This window comes from Synechococcus sp. UW179A (assembly GCF_900473965.1).
Classification (GTDB): Bacteria; Cyanobacteriota; Cyanobacteriia; order PCC-6307; family Cyanobiaceae; genus Synechococcus_C.
On sequence record NZ_UCNJ01000002.1, the window covers coordinates 89,773 to 104,728 of the forward strand.

The following is a 14,956-nucleotide window of genomic DNA, read 5'->3' on the forward strand; positions in this document are numbered from 1 at the left end:
TGTCGTGCTCGACTGAGCAGTTGCTCTCGGTCAGGCTCCACGGATTGAAGGGGTACAGGAGATTTCAACAACGCCGTCACAGCGACAAATAAACCATTGCATTGATATTAACAAATGACCGCGGAAAATATCAATCCACAAAAAAGCTCATATAAGAATTATGAGACCTCAAGCATGCATTTTTATAACGTTCCATTCAACGATCAAATGACACCTCAGGTGCCTGGTTCTTCGATGTTGCCGCCCAGCTCTGCAATCTGAGCACGCAACTGATCGGACCTGGCTCGATCGCCGCGGGTGATTGCTACGGCCAAGGCGAATTCAAGCTTTTCAAGCTGATGACCACCCTCGATGTACCCGCTGGAACCTGAAGACGACAATCCCGATGAGCCTTGAGCGAGGGAGCAACGGTTCTTGCCGGTATTGCGAGGACCAGAGGTTGAGACAGTTGTGGGAGCCATGGTCAGCTTTCTTTTCATTTTGCCACCTCCGGCCAGCCTCATGCAGCCACAGCCTCGCCTTCAGACTCACTCGTTGAAGGCTGAGACAACATTCCAGCTGAATCTGTAGCCGCATCCGAGCAAAGCTCAGTGCTGTTCAACAACTCCTGGCAATCGAGCAGCAGTTGATCCACGTCATCCAGACGCTGCCGCTGTTCAGCAGGCATGGTTTCGGCCTCGCTGCGCTGCTGACGCACTTGCAGCTCCAGGCTTTCCAGGCGCTGTTCAAGCCTGACCAGACGCTGCGACAGGGCGTTGAGCATCTGAGCGACATCTTCCGCCGTACGAGTGATGCGGAAGGACACGGACTGAGTCATCCGAAGACGGGCGAGTGCTGGCCTGATGACAACACATGGGTGACCAACTCTCAAGAGCTGTGCGACAAAGCGTTCCCGCTGTGGATTCAAACTAAGAGATCTGCTGCCTGCGGGTTCCATGCCTTCTCTGATGATCCTGCTGGTGTATGCCCTAGCCGGAACTGGTATGGGACTACTCGCCCTGAGAACTGGGATTCCAGCCGCACCGCTTGCGGGCGCATTGATCGGTGCTGCGGTGGTGAGCATGAGCGGGCGTCTTGAGGTTGCCGAATGGCCGCCCGGTACACGCACCGCTCTTCAGATCGGAATCGGAACTGTGATCGGCACCGGACTAACGCAAACATCTCTCGAGCAGTTACAAAATCTCTGGAAGCCAGCAGTGCTGATCACTCTCACATTGGTCATGACAGGTCTGGTGGTTGGTCTCTGGGCCAGTCGTCTGCTTGGAGTCGATCCACTGATCACCCTGCTCGGAGCAGCGCCTGGCGGAATCAGTGGCATGAGCCTGGTCGGAGAGGATTACGGCGTTGGCGCCGCTGTCGCAGCACTGCACGCAGTACGACTGATCACCGTGCTTCTGGTCCTGCCACTGGTGGTGAAACTGCTTACACCTCTCGGACTGGGCAATTCCTGATTCCCCTCTGGACAGCCAAACACGAGCCGATACGTTGACGCAGATCGCCTTCTCTGTCCATCAATGGCCAGCCTCCGCACCCGACTTGCCGTCCTGCTGCCACTGGCGGGGATGCTGCTCGCAGCTGCACCTGTTGAGGCAGCAAGCGCCGACTCCAAAAAGGGCGCTCAGGTGTACTGCTACATGCGCAGCAATGGCAATGATCACTCCGTGAGCTTCAAGGCCTCCTATGCCCTGATCAAACGACAGAGCAGTGGAGTGTTCAAGACATCTCCAGAGCATGCGGCTGTGATGATCACCGAAACAGTGGTGGAGGAACCCGGCAGCTATCCGGATTGCGGTCGTTATCTGGGGGATCTGTTCGGAGGCAAAACCTCCAAGAAGTCCTCAAGCGCTACCAGTGCGAGCACAATCACGAACAGCAGCTCCAACGGTGCGACCTCAACGGACTGGGATGCTGATGATCGATACAGCTACTGAAACTTTTGACATTGCATAGGCCTACGCGAGCCGATTGGCGGACCACATGGCCAAAGTCGGTTCTCCTGATCGGTGTTCTGCTACTCACGATCCAGGCCTGCAAGAACGCCAAGAGTCCTCAAGCTGTGTCGCCCGATCCCCAGTTGAAAGCATCCAGCTGCCTTGAAGATCTCAATCTGCAGCGAGTGGACCAAGCCCTGGAGCGTTGCAATGCGGTTGTGGTGAGCCACCCTGGCGATCCAGTGCCGCTGACCGACAGGTCACTGATCCAAACACTGATGGGGCGTGATGACGAGGCCTGCGCTGATGTAAGCCAGGCCATATCCCTGCTCAAAGACCAGAACAAATCCAGAGATCCTCTACTCGAGCACGAGCTGGATGTGCGTCAGCAATCCTGCAAACAACGGGCCACCATGACCGGCAATGGCTGACGATCCACGCTGATACGACGTGGGCCCAGTAACAACTCGATCTTGTCAGCCTTGCTAGCCACAAGACCATCCACAAGCTGATCGGCCAGACCAAGCTGAAGCCAATGGCTGGTCAGCCCACCATCCATGCCGATGCGGTGGCAACGATCCTCCGCCTGGTCAACATCACCTGGGGTCCAGGGCCTCTCCAGAAGCACAATCTGACGTGCCCGATGCAGTGTGAATCCCAACCCTCCGCAGCCATAGGTCGCCAAAAGCAGATCCGTTCCACCAGCCTGAAAATGATCCACAGCAGCCTGTCGCTGTTCCGGTTTTTGCCGACCGGTTAAGAGTTCACCACCCAGCCGCTGCTGCAGGAGCTGCAACGGAGACACGAAGGAGCTAAACAGCACGATCGCCTGACCATCAGCACGCAACTGCTCCACCAAAGCCTGAGCAGCTGGAAGCTTGAATTCCGCCGCAATCATGCGTAGGGAGGTGAGCAGGGCAAGTGATTCAGCATCCGAACGCACTTCACCGAGCTGCACACGACGGCGATAGTCCTCCACCACAAGACGCAGACGGTGATCGAATCCAAGCGCCTGATCAGCAGCCAATGAAATGCCATGGCAGCGTCGCTGCTTGGCAGGAAGACCAAGCACATGCTGCTTGCGTCGATGCAGAACCAATGGTCGGGTGAGGCGCCGCAACTCCTTCAGACGACTTGCACCATCGGCACGCCAGCGGCGCCGACCACCTTGCTCACTCCAGTGTCCCTGGCAAAAAATCTCCTCAAATGAACGCTGATCGCGCGCCAGTGGATGATCCATGGCCGCCAGTAGCGGAAAAAACTGAATCGGTCGACCATTGCGGACGGGTGTGCCCGTGAGCATCCACACCGCACGCAGCCGCGGATGACGGGCCAAGCGCAATAGGGCCTGGGTCCGCTGAGCCTGAAGTGACTGGGCGTAATGGGCTTCATCAACCACTAAAAGGGTTCCCGCTTCCGGAAGGTCGCCCGGCAAGCGGGCCCAGCTGTGCAGTGTGCACTCGAGATCAAGAGATTCCGCTTCGCGCTGCCAGTGCGTATGAAGTCCCACAGGAGCGATCACCATCAGGCGCAGAGGCACCACACGCAGCAACGCACGAGCCGCCAGAAGGGATGTGAGCGTCTTTCCCAACCCCATCTCATCAGCCAGCAAGGCACCACGACGTGCCAGCAGCCAGCGAGCACCTGAACGTTGATGAGGAAGCGGTGTACGACCATCAGCAAGTGGCTGATCCAGGTCAGCAGTGGCCATCAGCTCCCGGTGATGAGGAAGAGGCGGCAGTGGATGACGGTGCCAATCCAGCCAACGCTCCAGTTCCTCGTCAACCCGAAAACGTGAGCCCAAACGGTCGAGAAGGCACTCGGCCGCGGCCAGTGGAAATTCCCAGCCATGCTGCGAGCCTCTCCAGAGTCCCCGAGGCCTGATCCGGCCCATCTGCGCATGGGTCACGGCATCAAAGGGATAGCTGACCCTCACAAGTCCTGAAGGGGTCAGCCCAAGGCTGCAGCAGGACGTTGATGAAGCCGTAACAACAACTCAGCAAAGCAAATGTAATTGTATTGCTTCTTCTGATCACCACAAGGGCCTTGAAGCTCAAATATCACACTTGAAAAAGTGCCAAAAATGCAGCGAAGAACACATTGACGAACCCAGCGAAAGCGACAGAATTATCACAACCGAACCATTCGGATGCATAACAGGGACGCGGTTTTCCTCGAAGATCTATGCCCTAAACTGAGAGTCCGAAGATGGCGTCAATCGCTACACACTTACACAGGCAAAAGCTGTATTTACTGCGGTAAACAATCAGAATCAATTGATCATATTCTTCCAAGAGCTAAAGGTGGTTTAAGCATTACAGAAAATTGTGTTCCAGCCTGTCTCTCATGCAATGGACACAAATCAGATTCCGACGTTTTTGACTGGTATCGGCGCCAACGCTTTTACGATCCGCGCCGAGCCATGGCGATTCGTGCCTGGATGGATGGTGATTTGCGCCTTGCACTGAGGCTTCTGCAATGGGCACAACCTGAACTGAATCAAACCACTAGTGCATCGATGGCAGCCGACGCATCCCTCAACAATCAGAGGCATCACGACTGGGGGCTTGAGGCTGCTTGAACCAAGGCAGCCCGATCCCTGATCACCAAACTCTGCAAGCCTCTGCTGAGTGATGCTGCTCACAGATTGAGGCCTGCTGTTGAGGCTGCTCAGGTGCCAGCACAAAGGCCGCGCTCACCAAGACCGAGGCAAACAGGGTCGCTGCCAAGCGACGCAGCGCAGCACTCTCGCCAGTCGAGATCACAATCCTGCGATTATCCGCACTTCGAGGCAGCATGGGTGCCGGAGAGGACATCAGAGGAAGACAGGAACTGGTCACGGCTGCATTGCCACTGATACGTTTGTACTCATGCCGGAATCACTTGTCAACCGTTGCCGATCGCTGCCCGCTGGATCCACGCTGTGCATCCTTGGAGCTGGCTTCAGTGGACGTCGGGTCGCTGCTCTGGCTGAAGCCCTGAACATCAGGGTGCTCACCACTCGCAGAAACCCCGATCCCGAGAGCAGAGCTCTGCGCTTTGACACTGATCAAAACGTGGTACCAACAGACTCGGAGCTGCGTGGCGTCACCCATCTGCTAAGCACCATTCCCCCAGGCCGTGATCAAACCGACCCTGTTTTGCGGACAATGAGGTCTCAGCTCAGTCAACTGCCCCTTCGCTGGGCCGGCTATCTCTCCACAACCGGCATCTACGGCGACACAGGAGGGGCCTGGGTGAGTGAAGCGGATGCACCACGACCAAGCCTGGATCGCAGCCGCAGACGTTTGATCTGCGAACAAGAGTGGCTGAACAGCGGACTACCCGTACAGATTCTGCGGTTACCTGGGATCTACGGACCGGGTCGCTCACCTCTGGCCGCTGTGAAGGCTGGCACCCTGAAACCCGTGCACAAGCCTGGGCAGGTGTTCTGCCGGGTGCACGTCGACGACATTGCCGCGGCATGCCTGCACCTGATGCACTGCTCTGCCGCAGGGCAGCACCCTCCAGTCGTGAACATCTGCGATCACGAGCCAGCTCCGAGTCATGTGATGCAGCGTCATGCCGCAGACCTTTTGGACTGCGACCTACCGGAGGCTCGCCGTTACGTGGATGCTGAGGCTGAGATGAGTGCCATGGCCCGTAGCTTCTGGGCCGAAAACCGCAGAGTCAGCAACGATCTTCTTTGCAAGACACTTGGCTACACCATGGTGCATCCCAACTTCCGCAGCGGACTCTCCCACTGTCTGGTCGAGGAAAGACTCATGGAGGATCCGACTCGGAGCGCTCCGGACTGAACAAAGGAATCTCATGCAGCCTTAAGGGCTGATCAGGATCGATAAAGGTCAGACCTGCATCATTCAGCATGCGACTCCACTGAACTTCCAACCAGCCCTCCCGAAGCGCCGTTCCCAAACCGAAGAGCAACAGGCCAATCACCAGCCAACGCAGCATGACCACATTCATCGAATGCCATGACGCTAAACAGCGCCTTGTGATCGCACTTGGTGATCCTGCTGGAATTGGCATGGAAGTCACGCTGAAAGCCCTGGCTGATCCCAGGCGACCAGCGGACATGCCGATGCCTCTACTTGTGGGCTGCAGGGCCAGCCTGCAACAGACCGCTGACCACCTGAGACTGCACACACAGGATCCCATCGCGGATCCAGAGGCACTGACGATTGAGGATCTACCGGTACCTGGAGGGCCTCTCCCTCCCGGCGAAGCAGGAGTCAGAAGCGGAGAAGCCGGGTTCCGTTGGCTGAGCAGAGCTGTGGAGCTGGTCAAACAGCACCAAGCACGAGCACTGGTGACCGCACCGATCGCGAAACATGCTTGGCATCAAGCCGGACATCGCTATCCCGGTCAGACAGAGCGTCTGGCGGAACTGGATGGACGCAAAACCGCCTCCATGCTGTTCACGGCTGTCTCCCCAGCAACCGGATGGAGGCTGAACACACTGCTGGCCACCACACACATCCCGCTTGGACAGGTTCCAGAGGTTCTCACGGCCAATCTGGTTGAACGCAAGCTCGATGAACTGGCAGGGTTCTGCCTGCGCTTCAATCCTGCTCCTCAATTGCTGGTGGCTGGCCTCAATCCACATGCCGGAGAGCAGGGGCAACTCGGAGAAGAAGAGCAACTGTGGTTGAACCCACTACTGGAGAGGTGGACGAGCGAGCATCCTTGCGTTCAGCTAAAAGGCCCCTTACCGCCAGACACCTGCTGGCTGAGTGCAGCTAAGGCCTGGAGCCATGATTCTGGTCAAAACGGACCTGATGGAATCCTGGCCCTTTATCACGATCAGGGCCTAATTCCCGTGAAGTTGCTGGCCTTCGATCAGGCCGTGAACACCACTCTGGGCTTGTCTTTTCTGCGAACCTCTCCAGATCACGGCACAGGCTTTGATATTGCCGGACAAGGAGTGGCAAGGGGAGCAAGCATGCTGGCCGCCATCCAGGCGGCCTGGGAACTCAGCCGGGCTTGACGCGCATCAGCACCTGACCGAATTCCACCGGAGTGCCGTTATCTACAAGGATTTCCACCACCTCGCCGGCAACTTCTGCTTCCAGCTCGTTCATGAGCTTCATCGCTTCAAGAATGCAGATCGTCTGACCGGCATTGATCCGATTACCGATCTCCACGAAGGGAGCTTCCCCTGGAGCAGGAGCGGTGTAAAAGGTACCGACCATCGGTGCCGTGACATCAACCAGATCAGAACGGGAACCCGCCGCAGGCGGTGGGGCCGCTGAAGCTGTCTCCCCCTGAGCAGGGACATCAACGACAGGGGCAGGGGGCACAGGCTGGACAACAGGGGCCACCGGAGCAGCCACAGCTGTGACCGGCAGGTTGCGACGAACCTCCAGGCGAAAGTCGTCGCCTTCAAGGCGGAACTCCTGGATATCACTCTCACCCAGGGCGTCCAGAAGCTTGTGAAGCTGATCGTGATCGAGTTGCATGATCAGCTGCTCTCCCGACCCAAGTAGGAATCGTTGCGCGTGTCCACCTTGATCTTCTCGCCAATTGAGAGGAACAGAGGAACCATCACCTGAGCACCGGTTTCGAGGATCGCAGGCTTGGTCCCACCAGTGGCAGTGTCACCTTTCACGCCAGGGTCGGTCTGGGTGATCTCCAACACAACGGAGTTGGGCAATTCAACTTCAAGGGGCTTCTCGTTCCACGAGACCACACTCACTTCCATGCCTTCCTTGAGGTATTTGCGGCTTTCACCAATCTGCTGAGCGGTGAGCCGGGTCTCCTCATAGCTCGACATATCCATAAAGACAAAGTCCTCACCTTCCATATAGGTGTGCTGGAGGGTGGCTTTCTCCAGCAAAGCCTGAGGCACCATCTCTCCGGCGCGAAAGGTTTTGTCAACAACGCTGCCGGTCTGGACAGCCTTGAGCTTGGTGCGAACGAAGGCCGAACCTTTGCCAGGCTTCACATGCAGGAACTCGACCACGCGCCAAACGGCACCGTCGAGCTCAATCGTGGTGCCGGTGCGAAAGTCGTTGCTGGAGATCATTCCCGCCGAACGGTTCAGGGGATCATACGGCTGTGCCAAAGTCCTTTCAGCACCTGGGGTTCTCCTTGGCGATTCGGTTGGGATTTCAGCGCTTGAGCGCATGGCTTATCAGCCTGCTGATGCTGGTTGGGGTGGCCTGGACCCCTGCGGCCTGGGCGGGACTGCCCCAAGGAAACGCCGTGCAGGATCCAGCGGCGATCCTGCGCGATTCATTACCCATGAATCAGCAGGACCTACGCGATCTTCAACATCAACTTGAAGGCACCAGTGACGACCTGCGTGCCAAGCGCTGGAGTGCTCTTGGACGCGGCCTCAAGCGCACCCAATCCCTACTGAGCGATAGGAAGAGCGCAATCATCGCCGCGATGCCCAGCGACGATCAATCAAAGGCTGAACAGATCCTTGATGCGGTAGCTGATGACCTGAACCTTCTCCAAGAACGCATTGAAGACAAAGACAAATTGGGATTTATTCAGTCACGGCGCCAGGCCCTCAGCCAGATCGGTGATCTGGAAGCATTGCTGATTGATGACCGGCTGCCTGACATCCCGTCAGAATTCGATGACCTGCCAAGGCTGGCAGGTCGAGCCACCGTGGTGATCGAAACCACAGAAGGCGATCTCACTGCCGTAGTGGACGGTTACAACGCACCGCTCACCGCAGGGGCATTCATTGATCTCAGCCTGAAAGGCTTTTATGACGGTTTGCCGTTCAACCGTGCGGAGGATTTCTACATCCTGCAGAGCGGCGATCCCAAAGGACCTGACATTGGTTACGTGGATCCAAAAACCAAGCAAGAACGTCACGTGCCCCTGGAAATCCGTGTTCCCGATGAGCCGGAAACCCTTTACAACCAGACCTTCGAAGACGTGGGTCTGTTCAAAGCCACACCAGTTCTTCCCTTCGCCACCCTGGGAACGTTGGGTTGGGCGCACTCCGATCAGGCCCTCGATGACGGCTCATCCCAGTTCTTTCTGTTTCTCTACGAAGCGGAGCTGACGCCTGCAGGGCTGAATCTGGTGGATGGGCGCAATGCAGCCTTCGGTTATGTCGTGGACGGGTTCGATGTGCTCGAGGAACTGGGCGTCAACGATGAGATCAAAAAGATCAAAGTGGTCGAAGGTGCAGATCGACTCCAGCAGCACGCCTGAGCTGAGTGACTGTCACACTGGCGAAGCTGGGTGAAGAGGAGCTACTCAGGCGGCTGGCCTGCTTCGCTCCACCGGGCCAGATGGCTGATGACACAGCCACCCTGGCCCCCGACCCCAGGCAACTGCTGGTGAACACTGATGTTCTGGTGGAAGACATTCACTTCAGTGAGCGCACCACTAGCCCAGCGGATGTGGGCTGGCGGGCCGTTGCGACCAACCTGTCGGATCTAGCAGCTAGCGGTGCCGTTGCTGTGGAGGGGATCACGGTGGCTCTGGTGGCACCGGGAAACACCCCATGGAACTGGGTGGAGGATCTTTACTGCGGGATCAGCGAAGCTCTCAACTGCTACGGAGGCATCCTGCTGGGAGGGGATTGCTCCGCAGGCAGTCAAAGACTGATCTCGATCACCGCGCTCGGTCGACTGGGGCCTCTCCACCTGCACCGCGCTAATGCCTGTCCAGGCGACTGGCTCGTGACCAGTGGCGCCCATGGTCTGAGCCGTTTAGGGCTAGCACTGCTTCAAGGTGATCCGACTTTGGATAGCAATTTTGTACTAGCAGACGGCCTTCAACACCAGGCCATCAGCCAACATCGTCGCCCCAGACCCCGGCTAGATGCCTTGACCACCCTGCTCGAGCACAAACCTGAGGACTTGCCCTGGAGAGCAGCCGGCACGGACAGCAGTGACGGGCTTTTGGCGGCGGTGAAGGCTGTTTGCAACAGCAGTCAATGCGGAGCTCAACTGACCTATGACTGGCTTCCGCGGGCAGAAGGATGGCCTGCTGGAGAGCTCTGGGATCAATGGTGTCTGAACGGCGGCGAAGATTTTGAACTGGTGCTGAGTCTCCCAGCCGTCTGGGCGCAGCGCTGGCTTGAACACCAACCCAACAGCCGCCGCATTGGCAGCATCACCGCTCAAATCAATGAGATTGTGTGGACTGACAGCAGAGTTCCTGTTGCCAGTGATGGATTTGATCACTTCAGCTCTGGGCTTCAGAACGCATGAGCAAAAAAAATCCCTCCCGGTGGGAGGGATTGAAGATCAGCTCTGATCCTGATTATTTCCAGTTCCTGGCCACAACCTCGGCAAGGTCCACAACCCGCTGGCTGTAGCCCCACTCGTTGTCGTACCAGGCAACGATCTTGAAGAAGTTGTCACCCATGGCCAGGGTCAGATCCGCATCAAAGATGGTCGACTGATTGGTGCCGGCGTAGTCGCTGGACACCAAGGGGAGATCGCCGTATTTGATGATCTTGCTCATGGGGCCATCCGCAGCTGCCTTGAGGATCGACTTGATCTCATCCACGGAGGAGGCACGGTTGGACTCGAAGACCAGGTCAACGGCTGAGACGTTCGGAGTGGGCACGCGCATCGCGATACCAGTGAATTTGCCCTTCACAGCGGGGTAGACAAGAGCTACGGCTTGGGCTGCACCGGTGGAGGTGGGAACCATGTTCACAGCAGCTGCACGAGCTCGGCGCAGATCTCGATGGTTGTTATCGAGAATCCGCTGGTCGCCTGTATAGCTGTGAATAGTGGTCATCAGGCCACGGTTGATGCCGATCGACTGATCGATCACTTTCACCAGGGGGGCGAGGCAATTAGTGGTGCAACTCGCATTGCTGAGGATGTCGAAATCTTCATGACGGTATTGATCCTCATTCACTCCCACCACGAATGTGCCGACCTTGGGGCCTTTACCCGGAGCGGTGAGAATCACCTTCTTGGCGCCGGCCTGAATATGCATGCTGGCCTTCTCGTCGGTATTGAAGACACCGGTCGACTCCAGAACAAGATCCACGCCCCAGTCCTTCCAAGGGCAATTCAGGGGATTGCGATCGGAGAAGAATTTGACCTGCTTGCCATTGACGATCATCGAGTCGTCCGTGGTTTCGATCTTCACGCTGGGATCCAGCTTGCCCAGGATGGAGTCGTAGGTCAGCAGGTGAGCACTGGTCTTGGGGTCCGAGGTGGCATTCACGCCCACAATCTCGATATCGGTGTCTGCGCCACGGCTGATCCAACCCCGCATCACATTGCGACCGATTCGGCCGAATCCATTGATCGCAACGCGCAGAGTCATATTGGGAGCGGACAACCCGCAGGGAATGGCCGCTGATCATACAGAAATCGCTAATTTCTAATGAATGAGCCTCTCCATCGAATTGTTGAGGGGAGCTAGCGCGACAGTCTGCGCCAATTGGTGGTCAGCAGGAAATGCTGATTTATGGTGCGCGTCCATGGCATTTGTTCTTGAGCAGATCGCTTGACAGCCCTTCTTCAGTGCACTTCATCGGTGCAGGCGGAATCGGCATGTCTGCCCTGGCGCGGATTCTGCTCAAGCGTGGTCACAGAGTGAGTGGCTCCGACCGCAAGATGTCTCCAGCAATGGAAGCCCTGCAGTCGCTTGGGATGGTGGCTTTCGCCTCCCAGACGGCAGAGAATTTTGATGAACTTAAAAAAGGAGGTCTAGCAGCGCCGTTAGTGGTGATCAGCAGCGCCATCCCGGACAGCAATCCTGAGCTGACCGCAGCCCGCCAATTGCAACTGACTATTTGGCACCGCTCCGATCTGCTGGCTGCCCTGATCGATCAACAGCCTTCAATCGCGGTAGCGGGCAGTCATGGCAAAACCACCACGAGCACAGTTGTCACCTCACTGCTTCACAGTGCTGGGGAAGATCCCACCGCTGTCATCGGTGGCATCGTTCCCTGCTTTGGAAGCAACGGACATGCCGGTTCAGGCCGTCTGCTGGTGGCAGAAGCCGATGAATCCGACGGCTCCCTGGTGAAATTCAACGCAACCCTGGGGGTGATTACCAATCTGGAACTGGATCACACGGATCACTACAGGGATCTGGATGATCTGATCACCACAATGCGGCGCTTCGCAGCCGGTTGCGGTCGACTGCTTGCCAATCAGGACGACCCGATCCTTAGCGAACACTTTCAGGCTGATGCCTGGTGGTCAGTGCAACGCAGCGACAACGTTGATTTCGCGGCCCTGCCTGTAGCCCTCGAAGGCGATCACACAGTTGCAGATCTCTACGAACAATCTGAGTACGTCGGCCGCATCACGTTGCCGCTGCCAGGGCTGCACAACCTCAGCAATGCCCTGGGAGCTATCGCTGCTTGCCGTTTGGAGGGAATCCCTCTCGAGCGTCTGGTCACGCACCTCAACGAACTCAAGACACCCGGTCGCCGCTTCGACTATCGCGGCGACTGGCAGGGACGTTTGGTGGTCGACGACTACGCCCATCATCCCAGTGAGGTGGCTGCGACCCTGGCAATGGCCGCTCTCATGGTGTCCAGTGGACGAAGCCCGCTACCGCGCAGCCCGAAACGACTGATGGCGGTGTTTCAACCGCATCGATACAGCCGCACGCAGGAATTTCAGAATGAGTTCGCGATGGCGCTCTCCAACGTCGACATCGTGGTCTTGGCTCCAGTGTTCTCAGCTGGTGAAGCCCCAATTCCCGGTGTCAGCAGCGCAGGCCTGGCGTCGTGCATTCAGCAACACAGTGCTGATCAGACGGTTCTGGTGGCCAACAGCATGGACGAACTGACTGATCTTGTTCGTGAGCACAGCTGTGCTGATGACCTCGTCTTGGCGATGGGAGCCGGTGATGTGAACAGTCTCTGGTCACGGCTGTCGCCGAATGCATTGCAGGAGCAAACGTCATGTCAGTCGAGCCTGACAGCTTGAGAGACCTGAAGGACCATGGAATCCTGCAGGAGCGGGTTTCCCTGGCCCACTACACAACTTGGCGAGTGGGTGGACCGGCGCAATGGCTAGCCGAACCTACTGATGCCGAGCAAATTCCCACCCTGCTCCATTGGGCAGCAAATGAGGGTTTACCCGTCCGCGTGATCGGTGCAGGATCCAATCTGCTGATTGCTGATGCAGGGCTTCCAGGACTCACCCTCTGTCTGCGACGGTTGCAGGGACTTGATTTGGATGCCCAGACCGGCAGAGTGCGTGCAAGCTCTGGGGAACCGATCCCAACCCTGGCAAGACGCGCCGCGAGAAAAGGATTGCAGGGGCTGGAGTGGGCCGTGGGCATCCCTGGGACGGTGGGCGGAGCCGCTGTGATGAACGCCGGTGCTCAGGGTGGCTGCACGGCTGAACGATTAATCAGCGTGGATGTCGTTCCTCTGCAAGGCAACGATTTCGGCATCCGCAGGCTTGAGTGGAAATCGCTCGATTTCGCTTACCGCCACAGTGCTCTGCAAACCCAACCTCTACTAGTGGTGGCCGCTGAATTTCAACTTGAAGCAGGTCATGATCCGGCCGAGCTGCAGCAACGCACCAGCGGAAACCTCAACCACCGCACCAGCACCCAGCCCTACAAGCAACCAAGCTGCGGCAGCGTCTTTCGCAATCCAGAACCTGCAAAGGCCGGTCGGTTGATCGAGGGTCTTGGCCTGAAAGGCCGCCGGGTCGGTGGTGCGCAGGTCTCTGAAATGCATGCCAATTTCATTGTGAACACTGGCGGAGCCTGCGCTGCCGATATCCGCAACCTGATCGGCATGGTGCAACAAGAGGTGGCCGATGCCCACGGCATCCAGCTCCAGCCTGAGGTGAAACGACTGGGATTCGAGATTGCGGCCTAACCTTTCTGTTCCTTCAGCGATGCCATGGCCGGGTTCGGACTTCCCAATTTTGGACAGCTCACCGAAGCCTTCCGCAAGGCACAGCAGATCCAGCAAGACGCTCAGAAACTGCAAGAAGAACTCGATGCCATGGAGATCGAAGGCAGTAGCGAGGACGGACGAGCGTGCATCTGGCTTTCCGGCAACCAGCAACCCCTACGTGTGAAATTGGACCCGAGCCTGCTGAGTGAGGGACAGGAAGCTGCTGAAGCCGCCACACTCGCAGCACTTCAATCGGCCTACGAACGCTCAACTGGCACCATGAAGGAGCGGATGCAGGAGCTCACCGGCGGCCTCGATCTCAACCTGCCCGGAATGGGCGGCTGATCTCAAGAAGTTCCTCCACAGCTTTGCGATACATGGGATAACGCTCCCAGTCGCGTCTCACACCACAGCCCGGTTCATCCCGGTGCAGGCAGTCACGGAAACGGCAGGGATGTTGGTCAAGCTGGACACGCAGCTCTGGAAACAGCACCTCGAGATTAGAGACATCATCTGGTAATTCTGGGCGGTTAAACCCTGGAGTGTCGGCAACCCTGGAGCCAGGGGAGAAGGCATGCAATTCCACATGACGTGTGGTGTGACGCCCCCTCTGCAGGCGACCTGAAACCTCACCCACACGTAACTGCAGTCCGGGCAGAAGACAATTCAGCAAAGAACTCTTACCCACCCCCGAGGGGCCGCAAAGCACAGAGATTGGAATGGTCGCCAATTGCGCGCGCAGTTGCTCAAGCCCCATTCCAGAACGCGTGGAAACAAGAATCGGGTCATAGCCCCATCCCTGCAGACGTTTGCGTAGTTGTGACAGAGCATTGGCATTTAGCAGATCGCACTTGGTCAGCACGAGCAGAACCTGCAACCCGGTCTTCTCAGCCGTGAGCAGAAACCTGCTGACCTGATCAGCATCAAGAGTGGGTTGCTCAACGGCAACTGCCACCAAGATGCAGGAGGCATTGGCCACGGGAGGACGAACCAAAAAACTGCTGCGAGGTTCCACATCCGCAACCACGGCCCTGGCGTGATCACAGTCAATGGCTTCCACCAGAACACGATCACCCACATGGACCGCAGCACCACGATGGTTCAGTCGGGTGCGGCGTGTGCAGAGAAGACGAGAAGGAACATCGACAGGCGGGGCCTCAAGCTCCACCTCGAGGTAGTTGGCCTGAAGTGCAACAACCATGCCCGGATGCAG

The 14,956-nt window shown here is 57.5% G+C and carries 20 protein-coding genes; 11 read left to right on the plus strand and 9 right to left on the minus strand.

Annotation, left to right across the window (positions count from 1 at the left end; all coding sequences use genetic code 11):
* Positions 1-215 precede the first annotated feature (215 nt).
* Positions 216-479: a hypothetical protein gene (locus DXY31_RS00425; RefSeq protein ID WP_137024840.1), complete on the minus strand. Its 264-nt coding sequence runs from the start codon at positions 477-479 to the stop codon at positions 216-218.
* A gap of 20 nt (positions 480-499) precedes the next feature.
* Positions 500-817 (minus strand): chemotaxis protein, encoded by a 318-nt coding sequence (locus DXY31_RS00430; RefSeq protein ID WP_114991060.1) that lies wholly within the window; start codon positions 815-817, stop codon positions 500-502.
* Positions 818-935: 118 nt separating this feature from the next.
* Here DXY31_RS00430 and DXY31_RS00435 point away from each other — a divergent pair, with 118 nt between their 5' ends.
* The 3 genes from DXY31_RS00435 to DXY31_RS00445 all read left to right on the plus strand — a co-directional run bounded on the left by DXY31_RS00435 (position 936) and on the right by DXY31_RS00445 (position 2,362).
* On the plus strand, positions 936-1,451 hold the full coding sequence (locus DXY31_RS00435) for an AbrB family transcriptional regulator (protein WP_114990487.1): 516 nt from the start codon (positions 936-938) through the stop codon (positions 1,449-1,451).
* Positions 1,452-1,514: 63 nt separating this feature from the next.
* The gene (locus DXY31_RS00440) at positions 1,515-1,931 is read left to right on the plus strand and encodes a DUF6554 family protein (protein WP_114990490.1); all 417 of its coding nucleotides are present in this window, start codon (positions 1,515-1,517) and stop codon (positions 1,929-1,931) included.
* A gap of 11 nt (positions 1,932-1,942) precedes the next feature.
* Positions 1,943-2,362, plus strand: a complete 420-nt coding sequence (locus DXY31_RS00445) for a hypothetical protein (protein ID WP_244279410.1) — start codon at positions 1,943-1,945, stop codon at positions 2,360-2,362.
* On the opposite strand, the gene DXY31_RS00450 is transcribed toward DXY31_RS00445, so the two are convergent.
* Positions 2,317-3,825: a DEAD/DEAH box helicase gene (locus DXY31_RS00450; protein WP_114991062.1), complete on the minus strand. Its 1,509-nt coding sequence runs from the start codon at positions 3,823-3,825 to the stop codon at positions 2,317-2,319. The two genes, DXY31_RS00445 and DXY31_RS00450, sit on opposite strands and share 46 nt — an antisense overlap.
* A 255-nt stretch (positions 3,826-4,080) precedes the next feature.
* On the opposite strand from DXY31_RS00450, the gene DXY31_RS00455 reads away from it, so the two are divergent.
* Positions 4,081-4,512, plus strand: a complete 432-nt coding sequence (locus DXY31_RS00455; protein WP_114990493.1) for an HNH endonuclease — start codon at positions 4,081-4,083, stop codon at positions 4,510-4,512.
* A 22-nt stretch (positions 4,513-4,534) separates the two neighbouring features.
* On the opposite strand, the gene DXY31_RS00460 is transcribed toward DXY31_RS00455, so the two are convergent.
* Positions 4,535-4,771 carry a serine protease inhibitor gene (locus tag DXY31_RS00460; protein WP_244279411.1) on the minus strand — a complete coding sequence of 79 codons (237 nt, stop codon included), beginning with the start codon at positions 4,769-4,771 and terminating at the stop codon, positions 4,535-4,537.
* Between the two features lie 30 nt (positions 4,772-4,801).
* On the opposite strand from DXY31_RS00460, the gene DXY31_RS00465 reads away from it, so the two are divergent.
* Positions 4,802-5,728, plus strand: coding sequence for an SDR family oxidoreductase (locus DXY31_RS00465; protein WP_114990497.1), 927 nt, complete (start codon positions 4,802-4,804; stop codon positions 5,726-5,728).
* Here DXY31_RS00465 and DXY31_RS00470 read toward each other — a convergent pair.
* Positions 5,694-5,897 carry a 4-hydroxythreonine-4-phosphate dehydrogenase gene (locus DXY31_RS00470; RefSeq protein WP_244279412.1) on the minus strand — a complete coding sequence of 68 codons (204 nt, stop codon included), beginning with the start codon at positions 5,895-5,897 and terminating at the stop codon, positions 5,694-5,696. The genes DXY31_RS00465 and DXY31_RS00470 overlap by 35 nt on opposite strands.
* On the opposite strand from DXY31_RS00470, the gene pdxA reads away from it, so the two are divergent.
* Positions 5,884-6,918, plus strand: coding sequence for a 4-hydroxythreonine-4-phosphate dehydrogenase PdxA (gene pdxA / locus DXY31_RS00475; RefSeq protein WP_114990503.1), 1,035 nt, complete (start codon positions 5,884-5,886; stop codon positions 6,916-6,918). The genes DXY31_RS00470 and pdxA overlap by 14 nt on opposite strands.
* On the opposite strand, the gene accB is transcribed toward pdxA, so the two are convergent.
* A complete protein-coding gene (gene accB / locus DXY31_RS00480) occupies positions 6,905-7,390 on the minus strand; it encodes an acetyl-CoA carboxylase biotin carboxyl carrier protein (protein WP_114990506.1) in 486 nt (161 codons plus the stop codon). The genes pdxA and accB overlap by 14 nt on opposite strands.
* Before the next feature lie 2 nt (positions 7,391-7,392).
* Positions 7,393-7,956, minus strand: coding sequence for an elongation factor P (efp, locus tag DXY31_RS00485; RefSeq protein WP_114990510.1), 564 nt, complete (start codon positions 7,954-7,956; stop codon positions 7,393-7,395).
* A 32-nt stretch (positions 7,957-7,988) separates the two neighbouring features.
* Between efp and DXY31_RS00490 the strand changes: the two genes are divergently transcribed.
* Both DXY31_RS00490 and thiL read left to right on the plus strand, forming a co-directional pair.
* On the plus strand, positions 7,989-9,107 hold the full coding sequence (locus tag DXY31_RS00490) for a peptidylprolyl isomerase (protein WP_371638897.1): 1,119 nt from the start codon (positions 7,989-7,991) through the stop codon (positions 9,105-9,107).
* A 5-nt stretch (positions 9,108-9,112) separates the two neighbouring features.
* The gene (gene thiL / locus DXY31_RS00495) at positions 9,113-10,114 is read left to right on the plus strand and encodes a thiamine-phosphate kinase (protein WP_114990513.1); all 1,002 of its coding nucleotides are present in this window, start codon (positions 9,113-9,115) and stop codon (positions 10,112-10,114) included.
* A gap of 52 nt (positions 10,115-10,166) precedes the next feature.
* Here the strand turns inward: thiL and gap are convergent, their stop codons facing one another.
* A complete protein-coding gene (gene gap, locus DXY31_RS00500; RefSeq protein WP_114990516.1) occupies positions 10,167-11,192 on the minus strand; it encodes a type I glyceraldehyde-3-phosphate dehydrogenase in 1,026 nt (341 codons plus the stop codon).
* Between the two features lie 170 nt (positions 11,193-11,362).
* On the opposite strand from gap, the gene murC reads away from it, so the two are divergent.
* The 3 genes from murC to DXY31_RS00515 are packed head-to-tail and all read left to right on the plus strand — an operon-like array spanning position 11,363 to position 14,088.
* Positions 11,363-12,814 (plus strand): UDP-N-acetylmuramate--L-alanine ligase, encoded by a 1,452-nt coding sequence (gene murC, locus DXY31_RS00505; RefSeq protein ID WP_114991070.1) that lies wholly within the window; start codon positions 11,363-11,365, stop codon positions 12,812-12,814.
* Positions 12,790-13,722 (plus strand): UDP-N-acetylmuramate dehydrogenase, encoded by a 933-nt coding sequence (murB, locus tag DXY31_RS00510; RefSeq protein ID WP_114990519.1) that lies wholly within the window; start codon positions 12,790-12,792, stop codon positions 13,720-13,722. The genes murC and murB overlap by 25 nt, the downstream gene beginning before the upstream one ends.
* A gap of 24 nt (positions 13,723-13,746) precedes the next feature.
* The gene (locus DXY31_RS00515; RefSeq protein WP_066908605.1) at positions 13,747-14,088 is read left to right on the plus strand and encodes a YbaB/EbfC family nucleoid-associated protein; all 342 of its coding nucleotides are present in this window, start codon (positions 13,747-13,749) and stop codon (positions 14,086-14,088) included.
* Here DXY31_RS00515 and rsgA read toward each other — a convergent pair.
* On the minus strand, positions 14,063-14,944 hold the full coding sequence (gene rsgA / locus DXY31_RS00520) for a ribosome small subunit-dependent GTPase A (protein ID WP_114990522.1): 882 nt from the start codon (positions 14,942-14,944) through the stop codon (positions 14,063-14,065). The two genes, DXY31_RS00515 and rsgA, sit on opposite strands and share 26 nt — an antisense overlap.
* Positions 14,945-14,956 lie beyond the last annotated feature (12 nt).

Coding starts and splice junctions, on each gene's coding strand:
- DXY31_RS00430 (WP_114991060.1), bottom strand. CDS start 817: ATGACTCAGTCCGTGTCCTTCCGCATCACTCGTACGGCGGAAGATGTC.
- DXY31_RS00515 (WP_066908605.1), top strand. CDS start 13,747: ATGGCCGGGTTCGGACTTCCCAATTTTGGACAGCTCACCGAAGCCTTC.
- efp (WP_114990510.1), bottom strand. CDS start 7,956: ATGATCTCCAGCAACGACTTTCGCACCGGCACCACGATTGAGCTCGAC.
- DXY31_RS00450 (WP_114991062.1), bottom strand. CDS start 3,825: ATGGGCCGGATCAGGCCTCGGGGACTCTGGAGAGGCTCGCAGCATGGC.
- DXY31_RS00435 (WP_114990487.1), top strand. CDS start 936: ATGCCTTCTCTGATGATCCTGCTGGTGTATGCCCTAGCCGGAACTGGT.
- DXY31_RS00425 (WP_137024840.1), bottom strand. CDS start 479: ATGAAAAGAAAGCTGACCATGGCTCCCACAACTGTCTCAACCTCTGGT.
- DXY31_RS00470 (WP_244279412.1), bottom strand. CDS start 5,897: ATGAATGTGGTCATGCTGCGTTGGCTGGTGATTGGCCTGTTGCTCTTC.
- DXY31_RS00440 (WP_114990490.1), top strand. CDS start 1,515: ATGGCCAGCCTCCGCACCCGACTTGCCGTCCTGCTGCCACTGGCGGGG.
- accB (WP_114990506.1), bottom strand. CDS start 7,390: ATGCAACTCGATCACGATCAGCTTCACAAGCTTCTGGACGCCCTGGGT.
- murB (WP_114990519.1), top strand. CDS start 12,790: ATGTCAGTCGAGCCTGACAGCTTGAGAGACCTGAAGGACCATGGAATC.
- pdxA (WP_114990503.1), top strand. CDS start 5,884: ATGACCACATTCATCGAATGCCATGACGCTAAACAGCGCCTTGTGATC.
- gap (WP_114990516.1), bottom strand. CDS start 11,192: ATGACTCTGCGCGTTGCGATCAATGGATTCGGCCGAATCGGTCGCAAT.
- DXY31_RS00465 (WP_114990497.1), top strand. CDS start 4,802: ATGCCGGAATCACTTGTCAACCGTTGCCGATCGCTGCCCGCTGGATCC.
- DXY31_RS00455 (WP_114990493.1), top strand. CDS start 4,081: ATGCATAACAGGGACGCGGTTTTCCTCGAAGATCTATGCCCTAAACTG.
- rsgA (WP_114990522.1), bottom strand. CDS start 14,944: ATGGTTGTTGCACTTCAGGCCAACTACCTCGAGGTGGAGCTTGAGGCC.